The organism is Streptomyces sp. NPDC028907 (genome assembly GCF_055564995.1).
In genome coordinates this window covers 83,659-100,200 of record NZ_JBVHVE010000012.1, presented here as the reverse complement: position 1 = coordinate 100,200, position 16,542 = coordinate 83,659, and the positions used below count along the sequence as shown (strand labels likewise).

General features: G+C 70.3%; 19 protein-coding genes and 3 pseudogenes. 6 read left to right on the top strand and 16 right to left on the bottom strand.

Annotated features, from left to right (window positions below; translation table 11 throughout):
* Nucleotides 1-22: 22 nt before the first annotated feature.
* Together ACZ4UU_RS32120 and ACZ4UU_RS32115 are read left to right on the top strand one after the other, a co-directional pair.
* Nucleotides 23-532, top strand: a complete 510-nt coding sequence (locus tag ACZ4UU_RS32120; RefSeq protein ID WP_471906894.1) for an O-acetyl-ADP-ribose deacetylase — start codon at nt 23-25, stop codon at nt 530-532.
* A 116-nt stretch (nt 533-648) separates the two neighbouring features.
* Nucleotides 649-1,125, top strand: a complete 477-nt coding sequence (locus ACZ4UU_RS32115; RefSeq protein WP_471906893.1) for a hypothetical protein — start codon at nt 649-651, stop codon at nt 1,123-1,125.
* A gap of 9 nt (nt 1,126-1,134) precedes the next feature.
* Here the strand turns inward: ACZ4UU_RS32115 and ACZ4UU_RS32110 are convergent, their stop codons facing one another.
* The gene (locus ACZ4UU_RS32110) at nt 1,135-1,497 is read right to left on the bottom strand and encodes an ArsR/SmtB family transcription factor (protein ID WP_217212654.1); all 363 of its coding nucleotides are present in this window, start codon (nt 1,495-1,497) and stop codon (nt 1,135-1,137) included.
* Nucleotides 1,498-1,663: 166 nt separating this feature from the next.
* On the opposite strand from ACZ4UU_RS32110, the gene ACZ4UU_RS32105 reads away from it, so the two are divergent.
* The gene (locus ACZ4UU_RS32105) at nt 1,664-3,142 is read left to right on the top strand and encodes an AlkA N-terminal domain-containing protein (RefSeq protein ID WP_471907090.1); all 1,479 of its coding nucleotides are present in this window, start codon (nt 1,664-1,666) and stop codon (nt 3,140-3,142) included.
* A gap of 9 nt (nt 3,143-3,151) precedes the next feature.
* Nucleotides 3,152-3,634, top strand: coding sequence for a methylated-DNA--[protein]-cysteine S-methyltransferase (locus tag ACZ4UU_RS32100; protein ID WP_471906892.1), 483 nt, complete (start codon nt 3,152-3,154; stop codon nt 3,632-3,634).
* Between the two features lie 65 nt (nt 3,635-3,699).
* On the opposite strand, the gene ACZ4UU_RS32095 is transcribed toward ACZ4UU_RS32100, so the two are convergent.
* Complete coding sequence (locus ACZ4UU_RS32095; protein WP_471906891.1) at nt 3,700-4,425, bottom strand: SIR2 family NAD-dependent protein deacylase; 726 nt, start codon at nt 4,423-4,425, stop codon at nt 3,700-3,702.
* Between the two features lie 77 nt (nt 4,426-4,502).
* Between ACZ4UU_RS32095 and ACZ4UU_RS32090 the strand changes: the two genes are divergently transcribed.
* Nucleotides 4,503-4,703 carry a type II toxin-antitoxin system VapB family antitoxin gene (locus tag ACZ4UU_RS32090; protein ID WP_471906890.1) on the top strand — a complete coding sequence of 67 codons (201 nt, stop codon included), beginning with the start codon at nt 4,503-4,505 and terminating at the stop codon, nt 4,701-4,703.
* A 12-nt stretch (nt 4,704-4,715) separates the two neighbouring features.
* Here ACZ4UU_RS32090 and ACZ4UU_RS32085 read toward each other — a convergent pair whose 3' ends face one another.
* From ACZ4UU_RS32085 to ACZ4UU_RS32075, 3 genes and pseudogenes are all read right to left on the bottom strand, one after another.
* Nucleotides 4,716-5,207, bottom strand: a complete 492-nt coding sequence (locus tag ACZ4UU_RS32085) for an NUDIX domain-containing protein (RefSeq protein ID WP_471906889.1) — start codon at nt 5,205-5,207, stop codon at nt 4,716-4,718.
* 159 nt (nt 5,208-5,366) lie between these two features.
* Nucleotides 5,367-5,882, bottom strand: a pseudogene (locus ACZ4UU_RS32080) (ADP-ribosylglycohydrolase family protein); the annotation flags it as partial.
* 185 nt (nt 5,883-6,067) lie between these two features.
* Nucleotides 6,068-6,337: pseudogene (locus ACZ4UU_RS32075) on the bottom strand (Rv2578c family radical SAM protein); the annotation flags it as partial.
* A gap of 158 nt (nt 6,338-6,495) precedes the next feature.
* Here ACZ4UU_RS32075 and ACZ4UU_RS32070 point away from each other — a divergent pair.
* Nucleotides 6,496-7,125 carry a transposase family protein gene (locus tag ACZ4UU_RS32070; RefSeq protein ID WP_471906888.1) on the top strand — a complete coding sequence of 210 codons (630 nt, stop codon included), beginning with the start codon at nt 6,496-6,498 and terminating at the stop codon, nt 7,123-7,125.
* Nucleotides 7,126-7,716: 591 nt separating this feature from the next.
* Here the strand turns inward: ACZ4UU_RS32070 and ACZ4UU_RS32065 are convergent.
* From ACZ4UU_RS32065 to ACZ4UU_RS32015, 11 genes and pseudogenes are all read right to left on the bottom strand, one after another.
* Nucleotides 7,717-8,856: an XdhC family protein gene (locus ACZ4UU_RS32065; protein ID WP_471906887.1), complete on the bottom strand. Its 1,140-nt coding sequence runs from the start codon at nt 8,854-8,856 to the stop codon at nt 7,717-7,719.
* A gap of 143 nt (nt 8,857-8,999) precedes the next feature.
* A pseudogene (locus tag ACZ4UU_RS32060) lies at nt 9,000-9,210 on the bottom strand (IS256 family transposase); the annotation flags it as partial.
* A 183-nt stretch (nt 9,211-9,393) separates the two neighbouring features.
* Nucleotides 9,394-11,739 (bottom strand): xanthine dehydrogenase family protein molybdopterin-binding subunit, encoded by a 2,346-nt coding sequence (locus tag ACZ4UU_RS32055; RefSeq protein ID WP_471906886.1) that lies wholly within the window; start codon nt 11,737-11,739, stop codon nt 9,394-9,396.
* Nucleotides 11,736-12,209, bottom strand: a complete 474-nt coding sequence (locus ACZ4UU_RS32050; protein ID WP_471906885.1) for a (2Fe-2S)-binding protein — start codon at nt 12,207-12,209, stop codon at nt 11,736-11,738. Before ACZ4UU_RS32050 ends, ACZ4UU_RS32055 begins: the two co-directional genes overlap by 4 nt.
* Nucleotides 12,206-13,078 carry an FAD binding domain-containing protein gene (locus ACZ4UU_RS32045; protein ID WP_471906884.1) on the bottom strand — a complete coding sequence of 291 codons (873 nt, stop codon included), beginning with the start codon at nt 13,076-13,078 and terminating at the stop codon, nt 12,206-12,208. The genes ACZ4UU_RS32050 and ACZ4UU_RS32045 overlap by 4 nt, the downstream gene beginning before the upstream one ends.
* A 100-nt stretch (nt 13,079-13,178) precedes the next feature.
* The gene (locus tag ACZ4UU_RS32040; RefSeq protein ID WP_471906883.1) at nt 13,179-13,694 is read right to left on the bottom strand and encodes a type II 3-dehydroquinate dehydratase; all 516 of its coding nucleotides are present in this window, start codon (nt 13,692-13,694) and stop codon (nt 13,179-13,181) included.
* 14 nt (nt 13,695-13,708) lie between these two features.
* Complete coding sequence (locus ACZ4UU_RS32035) at nt 13,709-14,230, bottom strand: type II 3-dehydroquinate dehydratase (protein WP_078916167.1); 522 nt, start codon at nt 14,228-14,230, stop codon at nt 13,709-13,711.
* Between the two features lie 10 nt (nt 14,231-14,240).
* Nucleotides 14,241-15,392, bottom strand: a complete 1,152-nt coding sequence (locus ACZ4UU_RS32030; RefSeq protein ID WP_471906882.1) for an amidohydrolase family protein — start codon at nt 15,390-15,392, stop codon at nt 14,241-14,243.
* Entirely contained in the window at nt 15,389-15,961 is a 573-nt protein-coding gene (locus tag ACZ4UU_RS32025; protein ID WP_471906881.1) for an amino acid synthesis family protein, read from the bottom strand. Before ACZ4UU_RS32025 ends, ACZ4UU_RS32030 begins: the two co-directional genes overlap by 4 nt.
* Nucleotides 15,958-16,131 (bottom strand): tautomerase family protein, encoded by a 174-nt coding sequence (locus ACZ4UU_RS32020; RefSeq protein WP_471906880.1) that lies wholly within the window; start codon nt 16,129-16,131, stop codon nt 15,958-15,960. Before ACZ4UU_RS32020 ends, ACZ4UU_RS32025 begins: the two co-directional genes overlap by 4 nt.
* Nucleotides 16,128-16,352: a hypothetical protein gene (locus ACZ4UU_RS32015; RefSeq protein WP_107086853.1), complete on the bottom strand. Its 225-nt coding sequence runs from the start codon at nt 16,350-16,352 to the stop codon at nt 16,128-16,130. Before ACZ4UU_RS32015 ends, ACZ4UU_RS32020 begins: the two co-directional genes overlap by 4 nt.
* Nucleotides 16,353-16,542 lie beyond the last annotated feature (190 nt).

The window sequence follows — 16,542 nt, the reverse complement described above, 5'->3', positions numbered from 1 at the left end:
CCGACCTGATATAGAGGCAGCCATGACCACCATCAGGCTCGTCCAGGGCGACATCACGCGGGAGAGCGCCGACGCGATCGTCAACGCCGCGAACTCCTCCCTCCTCGGCGGGGGAGGAGTGGACGGCGCGATCCACCGCCGCGGCGGCCCCGCCATCCTCGACGCATGCCGCAAGCTGCGCGCCTCCCGGTACGGCAAGGGCCTGCGGACGGGGCAGGCGGTCGCCACGACGGCCGGGGAACTGGACGCCCGCTGGGTGATCCACACGGTGGGCCCGGTCTTCTCCGCGCAGGAGGACCGCTCCGATCTCCTCGCCTCCTGCTACCGCGAGTCCCTGCGGGTGGCCGACGAACTCGGCGCCCGCACCGTCGCCTTCCCGGCGATCTCCACCGGCGTCTACCGCTATCCGCTGGAGGACGCCGCGCGCATCGCCGTGGATACGGTGCGGTCGACGGAGACCGAGGTCGAGGAGGTCAGGTTCGTCCTCTTCGACGAGCGGGCGTACGAGGTGTTCGCGGCGCAGGTCCGCTGACCGGCCTCCAGAGCTCCCGTCGGCTGCCGACCGCGATGACGTGCCCCGAGGTGAACGGCTCCCGGCGCTGATCCGTACCACCTCTCGTGCAGCCACAGTCACACCGAGGAAGCTCCGTGCAGTCACACCGAGGACGCGTCGGCCGCGGCGCCCGTACCGCGACGGCGACCGGAAGTCTGGCCCTTCTGCTCCTGGCGACCGCGTGCGGCGGAGGCGAGGACAAGGAGGCCGCCGCGAAGAGCAGCCCGACGAACGTCGCCGCCACGGTGGCCGGCGTCGTGGCCCCGGCCAAGGTCGAGGTGATCGCCGACCTGACCGGCTGCGAGGTCAAGATCCGGACCGAGGCGGACGAACTGCGCGAGGGGGTCTGCCACACCGAGAGGGGCGACTACCTCATCACGACGTTCCCGCAGGAGAAGCTCAAGCTCACCTGGCTGGACGCGGCCGCCGTCTACGGCGGCAAGTACCTCGTGGGCACCCGCTGGGTGGTCAGCGCGAAACCGGCGTTGCTGGAGCAGTTGCGCCCCCGACTGGGCGGAAGGATCCAGCAGTTGCGGGGCGTGGGGCCGACTGCGGGCCCGACGGCGTCGTGACGACCGGGCTCACTCGGCCGCGTCGCTGATGCCCAACCGCAGATGCTCCACGTGGTACACGGCCTGATCGAGCAGTTCGGCGACATGGTGGTCGTGCAGCGCGTACACGACCGAACGGCCGCGCCGCTCGCCCACCACCAGGCCGAGGTTGCGCAGCAGGCGCAGCTGGTGTGAACAGGCGGACTGCTCCATGCCCACCTCGGCCGCGAGCTCCGTGGCCGGCAGCGGTCCCTCGCGCAGCCGCGCCAGGATCAGCAGACGGGAGGGGGTGGAGAGGGCCTGGAGGGTGGTGGCCACCTTGGCCACGTTGGCCGCGTCCAGACGTACGCGCTCCGGGGCGTCCTGCGCGGTGGTGACGGCTCCATGACCCATGGGGGTATCTTACTCATCGTACGCGAACACATGAATGATTCTTCATGTGGCGTGCTCGGGGTTCCCAAAGGCGATCCGGTGGCTCCCAGCACAGACGAGGTTGATGTCGGATTCTCGCCAGCCCTCGGCGCCCCACGTCATCGATGCTGGACTCATGCAGAAGGGGATGCACACCGACACCGAGCGCTGCGTGCGCGCCGTCCAGTCCAAAGACGCCCGCTTCGACGGCTGGTTCTTCACGGCGGTCGTGACGACGGGGATCTACTGCCGGCCCAGCTGCCCGGTGGTCCCGCCCAAACCGGAGAACATGCGGTTCCTCCCGAGCGCCGCCGCCTGCCAGCAGGCCGGGTTCCGGGCCTGCAAGCGCTGCCGCCCCGACACCAGCCCCGGCTCCCCGGAGTGGAACCAGCGCGCCGACCTCGTGGCCCGCGCCATGCGGCTGATCGCCGACGGTGTCGTGGACCGCGAGGGCGTGCCCGGCCTCGCCGCCCGGCTCGGCTACAGCACCCGGCAGATCGAACGCCAGCTCCTCGCCGAGCTGGGCGCCGGTCCGCTCGCGCTGGCCCGCGCCCAGCGCGCCCAGGCGGCCCGACTCCTCATCGAGACGACGCCCCTGCCCATGGCGGACGTCGCCTTCGCGGCCGGGTTCGCCTCCATCCGCACCTTCAACGACACCGTCCGCGAGGTCTTCGCCCTGGCCCCGACCGGCCTGCGCGCCCGAGCGCCCCGCAGCACCCCGGGCACCCCACCGAACACCACGGGCGCCCTGACCCTGCGCCTCCCGTTCCGCGCCCCCCTCAACCCCGACAACCTGTTCGGCCACCTCGCCGCGACCGCCGTACCCGGCGTCGAGGAATGGCGGGACGGCGCCTACCGGCGCACGCTCAGGCTGCCTTACGGCCACGGCCTCGTGTCCCTGTCACCGCAGCCCGACCACATCGCCTGCCGCCTCACCCTCAGCGACCTGCGCGATCTGACCGTAGCGATCAGCCGGTGCCGCCGGATGCTCGACCTGGACGCCGACCCGGTGGCGATCGACGACCAGTTGCGTACGGATCCCCTGCTCGCGCCCCTGGTCGACAAGGCGCCGGGCCGCCGGGTGCCGCGTACGGTCGACGAGGCGGAGTTCGCCGTCCGGGCCGTGCTCGGCCAGCAGGTCTCCACGGCCGCCGCCCGCACCCACGCGGCCCGCCTGGTCACCGCGCACGGCGAGCGGGTCGAGGACGCCGAGGGCGGTCTCACCCACCTCTTCCCGTCGCCCGAGGCGCTGGCCCGCGTGGACCCCGAGTCACTGGCGATGCCCCGCACCCGCCGCACGACGTTCACCACGCTCGTACGTCAACTGGCCGACGGCGAGGTCCGGTTGGGCCCCGACAGCGACTGGCCGGAGACCCGGGCCCGCCTCCTCGCCCTCCCCGGCTTCGGCCCCTGGACCGTCGACGTCATCGCGATGCGTGCCCTCGGAGACCCCGACGCCTTCCTCCCCACCGACCTCGGAATCCGCCGCGCGGCCCAGGAACTGGGCCTCCCGTCCACCCCGGCGGCCCTCACGGCCCGGGCGACCGCCTGGCGCCCCTGGCGGGCGTACGCCGTCCAGTACCTGTGGGCGACGGACAGCCACCCGATCAACTTCCTCCCCGTCTAAGGAAAGCCAGTGAAACAGCACACCGTCATCGACAGCCCCTACGGCCCGCTCACGCTCGTCGCCGAGGACGGCGTCCTGTGCGGCCTCTACATGACCGAGCAGCGCCACCGCCCGCATGAGGAGACCTTCGGCACCCGCGACGACTCCCTCTTCGACGAGGCGACGGACCAGCTCGCTGCCTACTTCGCAGGCGAGTTGAAGGACTTCACGCTCGAACTGCGCCTGGTCGGCACCCCGTTCCAGCGCCGCGTATGGGAACAACTGCGCCGCATCCCCTACGGCGAGACCCGGTCCTACGGCCAACTCGCCGCCACCCTGGGCAACTCCGGCGCCTCCCGCGCGGTCGGCCTCGCCAACGGCAAGAACCCGATCGGCATCATCGTCCCCTGCCACCGCGTCGTCGGCGCGGGCGGCGGCCTCACCGGATACGGCGGCGGCCTGGACCGCAAGCAGCGGCTGCTGGACTTCGAGAGCGGAAAGGCGTTGTTCTAGGACGGGGCCGGCGGATCAGGCCGGACAGGTCCCAGCCATGCACAGCGGCCCTCCCGGCCGGTGACCTACCCGGCCAGTTCGCGCAGCAGCCTCGGCAGCGCCGTGCCGATGGGTTCCCGTACGACGTCGTCGGCGCGGTCGTCGTACGGTGTCGGCTCGGCGTTGACGATGACCAGCCGGGCGCCGTGGTCGGCGGCGACGCCCGCGAGGCCGGCGGCGGGCTGCACCTGGAGGCTGCTGCCGACGGCGATGAACACCTGGCAGGCCTTGGTGATCGCGACGGCCTCGCCGAGCACCACGGGATCGAGCCGCTCGCCGAACATCACCGTCGCCGACTTCAGGATCCCGCCGCACTCCAGACACGGCGGATCCTCCTCACCGGCCTCCACCCGGGCGAGGGCGTCCTCCATCGGCCCGCGCGCATGGCACTTAGTGCAGAGCACACTGCGTGCGCTGCCGTGCAGTTCGAGCACCTTGCGGGCGGGCATCCCGGCGAGCTGGTGCAGCCCGTCCACGTTCTGTGTGATCACCCGCACCGGCACCCCGGACCGCTCCAGTTCGGCCACCGCCCGGTGCGCCGCGTTCGGTTCGGCCTTCAGCGTCCGGTTCTTGCGCCGCATCTGCCAGGAGCGCCGCCGGATCTCCGGATCACCCATGTAGTACTCGTACGTCACGAGCTTCTCGGCCTCGGGATCGCGCCGCCACAGCCCGTTCGGACCGCGGTAGTCGGGGATCCCGGAGTCGGTCGAGATACCGGCGCCGCTGAGGAGGGCGACGAGGGGCTTGGTCATGCTGCCGAGGGTAGGACGGCGCCGTTCGGGCGGCGAATGGATATTCGAGCGGCCCGGTGGGGTGCTAGCGTCCCGGCATGGCCAAGGTCACCGTGTCGCTCGATGCCGAACTCGTCGTGGAAGTCATGGTCCTCGCAGGGGTGGGCAGCCCTCAGGACGCCGTGGAGCTCGTCGTCCGCGACTACATCGCGCGCGGCCACCGCACCGAGGCCCGGGTCGCCGAACGCGACGACGCGCTGCGCGCCGTGGACGCGAAGCCCCGGGACGTCGAGGGCTGACCGCGCCCCAGGTCAGCCCACCCGGTGACCGTTCTCCAGCTCCACCGTCCCGCCGCCGTCCGCGAGGACGTCCAAGGCGGCCAGCACCCGGCGGCCCAGGGAGCCGGGCAGATGAGCGGTGATCTCCTCGCGCGGGACGAGCCGCCACGACAGCAGCTCCTCCTCCTGCAACCGGATCGCCTTGAGGTCGTCCTCGCCCAGGACCCCGCCGTCGTAGAGATACGCCACGAGCGGCGGCCGCCCCGTCCCGTGCACCCAGTCCACGGCGAGCAGGCGGCCCAGCTCCACGTCCAGGCCGATCTCCTCGGCCGTCTCACGGCGCGCGCCCTGGCGGGGCGTCTCGCCGTCGTCGGACTCGATCGTGCCGCCCGGAAGCGCCCAGCCCTCACGGTAGTTGGGCTCCACGAGCAGCACCTGGCCCTCGGCGTCCCGGAAGAGGGCGGCGGCACCGGCGAGGACGCGGGGGAGACCCGCGATGTACGTGGCGAAGTCTTGCGTCGTCATCCAGGAAGAGTAACCAGCCCACGCGCACACGCCCCGGCCATGGGGTCGGCTCAGGGAAGCACACGCCCCGCTCCCTGAAGCCGAAGCCGCGCGCCCCAAGCCCCCCCGCGCGCCGCAACCGGACCCTCAGGTCCCCTGGACCTGCCGTACCCACCGGACCTATCCGCCCTCCTGAGCCTCCGCCCGGGCCAAACGCACCGTCCGCTCCGCCAGCTCGCTGATCCGCGCCCCGTCGAACCCGAACACCGCACTGCGCACCGTGTCCTCCAGCGGCTCGGTCCACTGGCCCGGGATCGCCTCCGCCCCGCTCAGCACACCCGCCACCGAACCGGCCGTGGCCCCGTTGGAGTCGGTGTCCAGGCCGCCGCGAATGGTGAGGGCGATGGTGCGGGTGAAGTCGCCGTCGCCGTACAGGAGCCCGGCGGTGAGCACGGCGGCGTTCGGGACGGTGTGGATCCAGCCGAGCCCGGCGGTCTCCTCGGCGACCGTGGTGAGCGTGTCCTCCCAGGTCATCCGGGTGGCATGGAGCGAGACGACACGGCGTACGGTACGGGCGAGGCGGCTGCTCGCCGGGATCACGGCGAGCGCCTCGTCGACCGCCTTGCGGACCGTGGGCGCCGTGAACGCCGCCGCGATCAGCGCCGCCGCCCACATCGCGCCGTACACGCTAAAACCCCGTTCTTAGGGCTACCCTGGAAGGGGTCAGGAAGTGACCCAGGTGAGGACCGATGACCACCGCCACAGCAGCGCTCAGCGCCCGCGAGTAGCTCCGCGTCAGCGTCGACAAGTCGGGCACCGAGCGCAGCCCCGAGCAGCAGCACGCGGAGCACTCCGAGACGGCTGCCGACCTCGGCGTCACCCGGGTTCGCGTGGTCGCGCAGGGCGGTGAGGATGCCCGGCATCAGGCCGTACCGTCCCTCGGCGCGCTGGTAGCAGTCCACGTTCGTGCCCATCGCGATGTGCTCGCCCTGCCAGCGGCGTGAGCCGAGTTGACGGCGCAGCAGCTCCGGGGCGTTCACCTTGACCACGATCTGGGAGTCGAAGTCGATCCCGGTGTCGAGGTCGAGATAGGTGTGCGTCTTGCGGGCGAAGCAGTAGACGCAGGTACTGCTTCCCCCGCGGTATCTTCTCGTGCCCGAGGCGGGAGGCATGAGGCAGGGTGGCGCGACGCGAATTGGGCTCTGGCAGCGATCACGGGGAGCCGTCACGGTCGGTGAAGGGGCTGTTCGATTCCTGCTTGTGAGCCAGGGCGCGCCAGGACGAGCTGTAGCGTTTTTGACGATCCGTCATGTTCTGCTGGCCCGGGCTGAACCGTGCTGCCGGTGTCGACGTCCAGGGCATGGGCCATGACGAGATCTCCTGGCAGGACGTGCTGTTCGAGGGCTTCGGGGTACTGGTGACCGCCGCGGTGCACGGAATGTGCGGGCTGTTGGTGCGGTTGGCCGGCCGAAGCGGTGAAGGCGCATGTCCGTCCTGCGGCGGGGTGTCGGCGCGCGTGCATGACCGGTACGAGCGTCGGCTGCAGGACCTTCCGCTGGCCGGGCAGGCCGGCGTTGATCCCGGAGGAGTCCGTGAACGTCACGCCCCGCATGCCGAGCGCCATCCCGACGAACGGTCTGCCTGCCATCCGGGCTGCCCGTCGGCGTTCGGGCCCTACCGGGCAGGGATTATCGACAACTCCGCGATGACCAGGTCCCGAGATCCCGAACTCCGCCGCACCCATGGCCAATCCGGGGATGCCCGCGCTGCGGCCTCCGATATCAGGCGCCCACCGCGCCTGTCCGGGCAAACGCCGGGTGCAAGTCTTCCTTCCGCCTGGCGAAGCCGGCGGGTACTCGACACGATCTCCGCAGGCCGTAGGGTGCCCCCTCCAGTGCGAGGTCCGGGCGGAGCCGGTGCTAGGAGGGCGCGCAGGTAGTCGGCCGGGTGCGGGAGATGTACTTGATCTCGCCGACCAGGCGCGGCAGTACCGAGTGTGTGCCCGCGATCCATGGCTCTGGGGTGAACGAGCAGGACGTGGCTGCGGCGAGGGACAGCAGCCCGGCGAGGTCGGCCCGTTCACGCTCGCTCGACCCGGTGCCGACACTGTCGATAGCGCAGCCGGTCCGCCGCCGGCCGGCCGAGCAGGAGTGCCCCGGGGTGGTAAGAGGTGTGATGGGGGGTGTGGTGAGGATGCCCGCTTGCAGGAGCGGGCAGTCGTGCCTTGGGCTTGAGTTGCCGACTGGTTGCCCGTGATGGGAGGGGGGCAGGGGCGAATCCGGGTCGTATCGCCTTCCATTCGCCCCGTTCGAATAACGGACACCTGCTGTTCCGGTCTGAACTGGCCCCGGCTCCCACGTGCCTGTGCGTCCCCCGGTGGGGCCGCTTCGGGCCGGAACCGAACATACGAGTGGGTTCAAGTCGGGCCGGAAGAGGTGGGGCCAACTGCACCGATAAAGCCATACCCGTGAACGGCTGCGCATCCTCGCCTCCTGGGCCGCCGAACAGCACGTGCCGCCCTCGTCACCTGTCAGCTGACGGGGGAGGGCTGCCTCCGCGGCACGGTGCGGTGGATCGGGCCCGTGCCCTGGGACAAGGGCAGCCCCGAGCCCCCGCTGATGTGGGCGATGATCTCCGCGGTGATGGACACCGCCGTCTCCTCGGGTGTGCGCGCTCCGAGGTCCAGGCCGATCGGGGAGCACAGCCGGGCCAGTTGTTCTTCGCTCACGCCTTCTTCCCGCAGCAGGCGCAGGCGTTCGTCGTGGGTACGCCTGGATCCCATGGCGCCGATGTAGCCGACGGGCAGGTTCAGCGCCAGACGTAGCAGGGGAACGTCGAACTTTGCGTCGTGAGTGAGGACGCACACGGCGGTACGGGCGTCCACCTCGGTGTGTTCCAGGTAACGGTGGGGCCAGTCGGCCACGACCTCGTCCGCGTATGGAAAGCGCGCCGGGGTGGCGAAGACGGGCCGGGCGTCGCACACCGTGACCCGGTAGCCCACGAAGGCCCCAGCCTGGCTGAGAGCGGCGGCGAAGTCCACGGCGCCGAAGACCAGCATGCGCGGGCGGGACGCGTGGACGTGCACGAGGACGGACAGTGGCCCTGGGCAGCCCTGTCCGCTCCCGCCGAGCGCGACGCGGGCGGTGCGCCCCGCGCGCAGCAGGGCAAGGGCCTCGTCAACCACCTCAGGGTCCACCGAGCCGTTGTGCAGCGTCCCGGAGATGACCTGGCCGTCCCCGAGAACGCTGAGTGTCGCCCCGAGGAGGCCGGCTGGCCCGTCCACGACCTGGGCCACGGCGACGGGCAGGCCCTGCACAACTTCGTCGAGGGCCGCGGCGATGTGCGGTTGCGCAGCAGGATCGACAGCCTGGACGAGGACATCAAGTTCGCCGCCGCACGTCAGGCCCACCGCGAAGGCGTCGTCGTCGGAATACCCGAACCAGGCACGGTGAGCGGCGCCCCCCTCACGAAGCACTTGCCGGCACATGTCATAGACCGCGCCCTCGACGCAGCCGCCGGAGATGCTGCCGACCGCGTTGCCGTCCGTGTCCACCGCTACGGCTGTGCCGATGGGCAAGGGTGCACTGCCGCAGACGTCGACGACGGTGGCCAGGGCGAAGGGGCGTGCGTCCCGGCACCAGCGGAGCAGTGTCTGCGCGATGTTCAGCATGGGGCCTGTCTCCGTGGAGGTGAGGGGCGGGCTGCTGCCGCACCTTGGGGAGTGTCGGCAGCCGGAAGGGGGGGACGGGCTGCCCGAGGGTGGGCGTGCACCCACGGCCGCCTGCGACTGAGGGCTCACCTCGTACCTCCTACGCTCAGTTCCGTGTCCAGGGCGCCGCGGATGCGGCCAACCTCGCTTGGGGAGATCCCGGTGTTACCGCCCAGGGCCCGGACCAGGTCGTCCACGCTGCTGGTGGGCACCTCGTGCGTGCCTCCACGATCACGGTGCAGCGGGCCTGGCCGGTGCGGACTTCGGGGGTCGCCAGGTCCAGGTCCCGACTTGCGTCGTCAGTACCCTCGCGCGGCCCGGAAAGGTGCGCGAGGGCCGCCGGAGCGCACCGGCGAGTCCGTTGGACGCAGAGGTCAGTCTCTCACCAGGGGGGCGTGACCGGCGGCTTCGGCGGCGACGACGGGTCGTCCTTGCTCCATGCCTTGGTGACGCCGTCGAAGGCGTCGCTGAGGAAGCGCACGAGGCTCCGGAACCACTTCACTTCCCGACCTCCGGGTCCGGTGGGCGCGCCGTCGACGGAGGCTGCCCCGGCGCCGGACGAGAGTCCCGCTCGGCCATCGTGAGAACGACTCGGTCCGCATCCAGGGGCAGGTGGTACGGCTGTACTCCCAGGAGGTCACGGAGCGCCGAGCCGATGGCCGCCGCCGGGAGGATCACCGGCGGCTCGCCCAGGCCCTTGGCTCCGAACGGTCCGGTGTGCGAGTGGTTGGTCTCGATGAAGACGGTTTCGATGTGTGGCGGTACGTCGGCGATGGTCGGAAGCCGATAGTCGTGGAAGTTGCCGTTGACGATGACTCCCAGGTCGTTTGTCCTGAGGTTCTCCGTCAGGGCGTAGCCGATGCCCTGCACAACGCCTCCTTCGACCTGTCCGCGTGCGCCGACGGGGTTGACGACCCTGCCGACGTCATGGACGGCGATGAAGTTGAGGACGTCGACGCGTCCGGTCTCCTCGTCCAGGGCGATCTCCACGCCGTGGCAGTGGAAGGTGGGCTCGCCCAGTCTGAGGAAGCGGGCGCCCTGCAGGTCGGAGCCTTCGACGGGGGCAAGCTCTGCTCGGTATCGACCGGTCGCGACCACCGGGCCGGAATGCATGTGAGCGGATGCGGACACTTCGGCGATGGTCATGCAGGTCTCCGGTGCGCCCTTGACCTCGACACGCCCTTCGCGGAGCACCAGGTCGGCCGGGTCGACGTCGAGCAGTCGTGACGCTTCGTTCCTGATCTGCTCGGCGACGGCGCGGGCGGCGAGGACTGTGGCGTTGCCGGTGGCGAACATGGTACGGCTGCCGCGGGAGCCTGAGTCGTAGGGGGAGTCCCGGGTGCTGCCGGACTTCAGGATGACGCGGTCGGGCCGCAGTCCGAGCTCTTCGGCGACCATGCTCGGCAGGGCGGTCGAGATGGCGCCGGTCCCGATCTCGGTTCCGCCCGAGGAGAGCGTCGCGGTGCCGTCCTCGTGCAGTTCGACGGTCGCGGCCGACGGCGTGCCGAGGGTGGACCACCATGCGCAGGCGAGCCCGTAGCCGCGTCGCCGGTGGTCGCCCGGGGCGACGTCGGCCTGCCGCCATCGCTGGAGGCGGCTCTCGACGACCCGCAGGCACTCGTCGGTCGTCCCGCGGAGGGTGATGAGCTCGCCCGTGGGGCCGCGGTCGCCTTCGCCGATGAAGTTGCGTCGTCGGACCTCTGCTGGGTCCAGCCCCAGCTGCTGGGCGATGTCCTCTATCTGCGCCTCGGCGGCGTAGACCATCTGCGGGCCCGACGGGCCGCGGAACGAGCCGGTCGGGCAGGTGTTGGTGTAGACGGCACGTCCTCGGATGTCGAGGGCGTCGATGCGGTAGGGGCCGGTCGCGTAGAACGCGGCCATCGAGGTCAGGACGGGGGTGTCCATCGCGTACGCGCCGGCGTCGAGCACGACGTCGCACCTACGGGCCAGGATGCGGCCCGACTCGTCGACCGCGCTGGACATCCGCACGACCGAGTTCTCGCGCGGGTTGCCGGTCACCATGTCCTCCGCGCGGGAGCAGACGATCTGGACGGGACGACCGGTGGCCAGGGTCATCGCGGCTGCCTGGGGCGCGAACAGCAGGTGCAGCTTGCCGCCGAAACCGCCGCCGATGGCGGGCACCCTCACCTCGATCGCGCCGGTGGGCAGGTCGAACAGCTCAGCGAGCTGGGCCCGTACGCCGAACGGCTGCTGCGTGCTCATGATCAGCGAGAACCCGCAGGGTGCGGGCGCGGCGGTCACGGCCCGTGGTTCCAGGTAGGCCTGGTGCGCCCGGTGCGACTCGATCTCGGTGTGCACCACGGCGTGTGCCGTGTCGAAGACGGCGTCGACGTCACCGCGCGAGATGTGGACGTCCTCGATGACGTTGGTGTCCCTGTCGTGCACCGGTACCTCGGCGCTCGTCAGTGCCTCGCGGAGGTCGACGACGGGAGTGGTCACCTCGATGTCGACCTCGACCATGCCTGCCGCTCGGCGGGCGATGGCCAGGGACGTGGCCGCGACCATCGCGACGGGTTCGCCGACGAACCTGACCCGGTCACGGGCGAAGATCGGCTGGTCCTTGACGTAGTTCCCGTAGCAGCGGTCGGTCACATCCTTCGCTGTCAGCACCCTGACGACGCCGTCGAGCGCCACTGCCCGGTCGACGTTGATGCCCCGGAGCCGGCCGGCCGCGACGGGCGACGGCACGAGGACGCCGTAGAGCATCCCCGGGAGGCGGATGTCCTCGGTGTAGGTGGTGTGGCCGGTGAGGCGCTCGACCGCGTCTCGGCGGACGAGCCGGTTGCCGACGTTCAGGTACTGGCCGGACTCTTCTGCGCTCATCGCGGTGCCCCGCTCGCTCGCCGGACGGCGTCTAGGATCGGCAGGTAGCCCGTGCAGCGGCACAGATTGCCGGCGAGCGCCTCCTTGATGTCCTCGTCGGTAGCCGCTCCTGATTCGGTTCTGGCGAGCAGCGCGCAGGTCGACATGATGATTCCGGGGCTGCAGAAGCCGCACTGGACGGCGTCGGCCTTCACGAACTCCTCGGCGACGACCGCGCCGATTCCGCTCGCGGTGACGCCTTCGACCGTCTCTACCGAGTGTCCTTCGCATTCCAGCACGTACATGAGGCAGCTGTTGACCGCTTCGCCGTCGACGGTGACGGTGCAGGCGCCGCAGTCGCCGGTGCCGCATCCGAGCTTCGCGCCGGTGAGGCCGCACTCGTACCGGAGGGCGTCCAGGAGCAGCGTGTCCGGCGCGACCGCGATGTCGTGGTCTGCGCCGTTGACGCGCAGGGTCATGCGTGTAGTCATCGTTGGTGTCCTCCTCGCGCCCGCTCGAACGCGATGCCGATCGCGCGCTTGGCGAGCACTGGTAGCACGGTGCGCCGGTGGGCACGTGAGCCTCGGCCGTCGTCGATGGGGGTGGCGGTGTTGAGCACCAACCGGGCGGCGGCCTCGATGGAGGGTTCGTCCAGCTCGGTCCCGACGAGTGCGTCGGCGGCGTCGGGGGCCAGCACAGGGGTGGCCGCGGCGGCGCTGAGCGCCACGCGGGCGGCGACGCAGCGTCCGTTCTCGATGTCCAGATGGGCTGCCACGCCGACGACGGCCAGGTCCATCGCGAGACGGTAGGTGAAGCGCAGATACGCGGAGGCACCGAGGGACGCGGGAACGATGATCCGTGTGAGCAACTCGTTGGGTTTGCGGACCGTCCGGCCGGGCCCGGTGAAGAAGGCGTGTCCTGGCACCAGCCGTGTCCCGGTGGTGGAGGCGAGCTCCAGCTGAGCGTCTGCCGCCAGAACCCCGGGGAGGGTGTCGCCTGCCGGTGAGGCCCGGCAGATGTTGCCGCCGATCGTTCCGCGTGCGCGGGTCTGCCAGCCGCCGACAAGCGAGGCTCCGTCGGTGATCGCGTTGGGCGGTATGACGGTCGTCTTCGCCAGCTCCTGCAAGGAGGTGGCGGCGCCGATGGTGAGCGTGCCGTCCGCGTCGAGACTGATTCCTCGCAGGTCGGATACGTCCTTGATATCGACGATGTCCTGGGCGCGGTCGACCATGCCGTCGGCACGCATCACGACGAGGTCGGTGCCGCCGGCGAGCACTGACGTCGGTCGGCGGTCCAGCAGGGTCAGGAGTTCGGAAAGGTTGTCGGGCCGCCTGTAGGCGCCGACGTCGGGCTCGGACATCTCCGTCCTCCTCGTCATGGTTGCCGTGTCGGGACGATGAGCGTCTCGGCGTGGGGTGTTCGGCATGTCGATCCCGTTTGTGCGGGTTGCGGAACCGTGGTCAGTTGCTGGCGGGCGCGCGGACCGAAGCGGCCAGTGCGACGACCGCTCCTATGTAGCCGTGGTGGCGCAGACCCATGACGGTGGCGTCGCAGGACTGGGTGAACGTGGAGAGATGCCCGGTCGAGAAAATATTGGCGAAGTGCACCTCGACGAACGGCCTGCCGGTCTCCTCCAGGGCGATGCGAGTCGGGTCGCCGAATGCCCACAGCCCGCCGGGGTTGATGATGTAGCCGTCCATGTCGGGGTTGGTCTCGAGAAAATCGACGAGGTCGCCTTCGTGGTTGGAGTGGAAGGCGGTTACGTCGGCGCCGACGACGTCGCCGACCTTGGTGACCAGGTCCTCAAGCGCCTGGAGGGAGGCGATGCTCCCGTAGATGTTCCTGTCGCGCCGGCCGAGATTCGTCATGTTCAGGCCGTTGAGCAGCGCGAAACGGAGGCGCCTGCCGTCCTCGGTGCCAGCGGTGCCAGCGGTGCCAGCGGTGCCTGCGGTGCCCGCGGTGTCTGCGTTGGTCATCTGAAGCCTCCGGCTCAGCCGTAGAGAGAGCGTGGGTTGCCGTGCGAGCGGTTGATCTCGCTCGTTCCCTCGGGGTTGAGGAAGTCGAGGTCGTCGAGCGCGAGGGAGAGGGCCACCAGGGCTCCCAGGACCGCGTGTCGGCCGGGCCCGGCGAAGATTCCGGTGACGCTGGGGGCGAAGATCGATTCGCCTCGGAGCTCCTCCTGGCTCAGGTGCAGCTCGATGGCGGGCTTCTTGGCGTCCTTGAGGACGTGCCGCAGGGACTCTCCTACGCGCACCAGGCCGCCGGGGTTCACGAGGAACCCGTTGACCTGGCCGGCGTTCGCGTGGACGTACTCGAGCAGCTTGCCCTCGTGGTTGGACTGGTAGTGCCGAACCGCGATCCCGAGGCTGTCGCCCCACGTCCGCAGCTCACGCTCGAACTCGTCGGCAGGCTGGAGCTGCCTGGTGGTGTTGGGGCCGCTCAGGACGGCGATCTCCCACCGCTGGTCGGTCGTACGAAGTGTCTTCAGGTCCACGGCGTGTCCTTTGCGCATCGGGAAAGAGTCAGGACCGTTGGGTCGCGAGCCGGGCCGGGGCCGGGGTGTTGCGGGAACGCAGCGCTCGGACCTCGCCGTCGATGACGACGCCGCCGATGCCGGGGATGTCCCCGCGTTCGATGGCGGAGAGCGCGTCGACGGCGACGCCTCCGCTGGGAGGCTGCATGAGCACGAAGTCGGCGGGGCGGCCGATCTCGATGATGCCCTCGTGGCGGTGAAGCACCCGGCCGCCGTTCCCGGTGGCGAGCGCCAGGGCGTCCGTGGCGCTGAGGCCACCGAGGGAGGAGAATTCGGCGATCGTCTTGATCATGCCGAGCGGCATCACGCCGGTCCCGGTGGGGGAGTCCGTAGCGATCAGGATGCGGTCCAGCTCGTCGCGCTCCTTGGCGATCTCGAGCATCAACAGGCTGGAGCGCAGGTTGCCGGCCTGCACCAGTTGGAGAGCTCCGGGGGCCTCGAAGACGGCCTTGAGGTGCTCGTCGGGAAGGGACGTTGTGCCGCCGTTCGCGTGGCCGACGATGTCGCAGCCGAGCGTGATGACGTCGTCGAGCGAGACAGCCGCGGACCCGGGAACGGACGCGCCGCCTGTGTGGTTCATGACGATGAACCCGGCGGCCTGGGCTGCGCGTACCAGCGGGGCTGCCTCCGACTGGCTCTCGAAGGCACCGAATCCCACCTTCGCCAAGCCGACGCGTTCGGCGGCAAGCTCCGCGAAGTCCTCTTCCTTCAGGGAGGGACTGATGATGACCGAACCACCGAGCACCTTGACGCCGCCCGGACGGATGTTCTCCCAGGATCGCTGCGCTGCGATCGCGAGGCCCTTGAGACCGGCGCGGTCGCTGGGACGCCCGGGGACGTGGATTTCGGAGGCCGACATCATCAGGGTCGTGCCACCGTGCATGTAGCTCTCGATCCAGCCGACGGTCTGTTGTCGGGGAGTCCAGTCGCCGAAGGTGACGTGCACGTGGGTGTCGATGAGGCCCGGGGCGAGGATCGCGCCGTTGGCGTCGAGGGTGACGTCGGCGTCGCCGGTTTCACCGTCGACGCCGAGCGCCGCGATCTTCCCGTCGACACAGCGGACCGATTCGATCGCCATGAGTGGGTCGCCGAGTCGGCCGCTGACGGCACCGGCGAGGTTGATGATGTTGAGGGTACTCACGGCTTCTCCTGGTTCTTGACGTCCTCGACCGTCATGCCGCCGACGCGGTCGTTGAGCCGGCCGCGGGAGGAGACGGCCACAATGACGGCCACCTCGTCCGCGAGCGGTGCGTCGGGGACGAACAGGGTGAAGGCGTCGTAGTGCGAGCGGACCCAGATCTCGTCCTTGTAGGCAAGGGGGACGTCGATCTGTACCCCGGGACCGGAGCGCTTGCTGACCGAGGAGATCCACGCCTCGCCGCCCACCGCATCGCGGACGCCCTTGCCGAACTCGCCGATCTTGTGGGCGACGCCGTGCTCGATCTCACCGTTGACGCCCACCAGGGATGCCTTGCCGTAGCCCTCGACCTCGAGTCCGAGGGTCTCGGCAGCCGTGGAGGCCAACAAGTGCCCGAGCTCGTAGTTGTCGTCGGTGATGGCCGCCAGGTCGTCGGAGTAGGGCAGGCCGGCATAGGGATTGCTCAGCACGGCGATAGCGGCCGCCTTGACGAGAGGCCGGTCGGCGTCCTGGCCGCCCTCGGACCGGGTCTCTTCCCGGACGGTCAAAATCTTGCGGATCCGCAGTGTCATCGCTCTTCCTCCAACAGTCCTGCCGACTTGAACCACTGCGCGGGGTCTATGTCTCGGAAGATCACGTGGACCGTGTCCGGACGCGCATCGCCGATCTCCACGAATGCCTTGCAGATCGCACGCGCGAGCTTCTCCTTCTGCTCGTGCGAGCGGCCCTCGTACCACGTCACATCCACCAGCGGCACAGCACACTCCCGTCCGAACGAGCACCCGGCGCGGCCTGCTTGCTCACCGGACGGATCCACGGCGATCCGCAGACCGTCGCGCGCACACCGTTGCCGAACTCCCTGGTCTTCGTCGCGATGTCATGACCGTCGGCGGCCAGGCGTCGCGCCGCGGCCTCTCCGAGTCCGCTCGAGCCGCCCGTGACGGCGGCCACCCGGGAATTCATTGAGCTTCTCCTTTCGCAGGGTTCTGTTCGACGAGCCCTGATCGCGGGCGGACGGCCAACGCCCAGTGGAAGATCGCGAGGCTCCAGGCCGCGACCCACGGCCATGTCCCAACCGAATGGGATACGACCGCACCCGAGCAGGACCGTCTCCGGCGGCTCGAACCGCCCGCAATGACGAGATCACCGCGAG

What these genes read in the sequence shown, in the direction of transcription:
- ACZ4UU_RS32070 (WP_471906888.1), top strand. Translation starts at nt 6,496, where the DNA reads ATGTTCTGCTGGCCCGGGCTGAACCGTGCTGCCGGTGTCGACGTCCAG.
- ACZ4UU_RS32035 (WP_078916167.1), bottom strand. Translation starts at nt 14,230, where the DNA reads ATGCGCAAAGGACACGCCGTGGACCTGAAGACACTTCGTACGACCGAC.
- ACZ4UU_RS32110 (WP_217212654.1), bottom strand. Translation starts at nt 1,497, where the DNA reads ATGGGTCATGGAGCCGTCACCACCGCGCAGGACGCCCCGGAGCGCGTA.
- ACZ4UU_RS32105 (WP_471907090.1), top strand. Translation starts at nt 1,664, where the DNA reads ATGCACACCGACACCGAGCGCTGCGTGCGCGCCGTCCAGTCCAAAGAC.
- ACZ4UU_RS32095 (WP_471906891.1), bottom strand. Translation starts at nt 4,425, where the DNA reads ATGACCAAGCCCCTCGTCGCCCTCCTCAGCGGCGCCGGTATCTCGACC.
- ACZ4UU_RS32120 (WP_471906894.1), top strand. Translation starts at nt 23, where the DNA reads ATGACCACCATCAGGCTCGTCCAGGGCGACATCACGCGGGAGAGCGCC.
- ACZ4UU_RS32050 (WP_471906885.1), bottom strand. Translation starts at nt 12,209, where the DNA reads ATGACTACACGCATGACCCTGCGCGTCAACGGCGCAGACCACGACATC.
- ACZ4UU_RS32015 (WP_107086853.1), bottom strand. Translation starts at nt 16,352, where the DNA reads ATGAATTCCCGGGTGGCCGCCGTCACGGGCGGCTCGAGCGGACTCGGA.
- ACZ4UU_RS32025 (WP_471906881.1), bottom strand. Translation starts at nt 15,961, where the DNA reads ATGACACTGCGGATCCGCAAGATTTTGACCGTCCGGGAAGAGACCCGG.
- ACZ4UU_RS32085 (WP_471906889.1), bottom strand. Translation starts at nt 5,207, where the DNA reads ATGACGACGCAAGACTTCGCCACGTACATCGCGGGTCTCCCCCGCGTC.
- ACZ4UU_RS32055 (WP_471906886.1), bottom strand. Translation starts at nt 11,739, where the DNA reads ATGAGCGCAGAAGAGTCCGGCCAGTACCTGAACGTCGGCAACCGGCTC.
- ACZ4UU_RS32065 (WP_471906887.1), bottom strand. Translation starts at nt 8,856, where the DNA reads ATGCTGAACATCGCGCAGACACTGCTCCGCTGGTGCCGGGACGCACGC.
- ACZ4UU_RS32040 (WP_471906883.1), bottom strand. Translation starts at nt 13,694, where the DNA reads ATGACCAACGCAGACACCGCGGGCACCGCAGGCACCGCTGGCACCGCT.
- ACZ4UU_RS32090 (WP_471906890.1), top strand. Translation starts at nt 4,503, where the DNA reads ATGGCCAAGGTCACCGTGTCGCTCGATGCCGAACTCGTCGTGGAAGTC.
- ACZ4UU_RS32045 (WP_471906884.1), bottom strand. Translation starts at nt 13,078, where the DNA reads ATGTCCGAGCCCGACGTCGGCGCCTACAGGCGGCCCGACAACCTTTCC.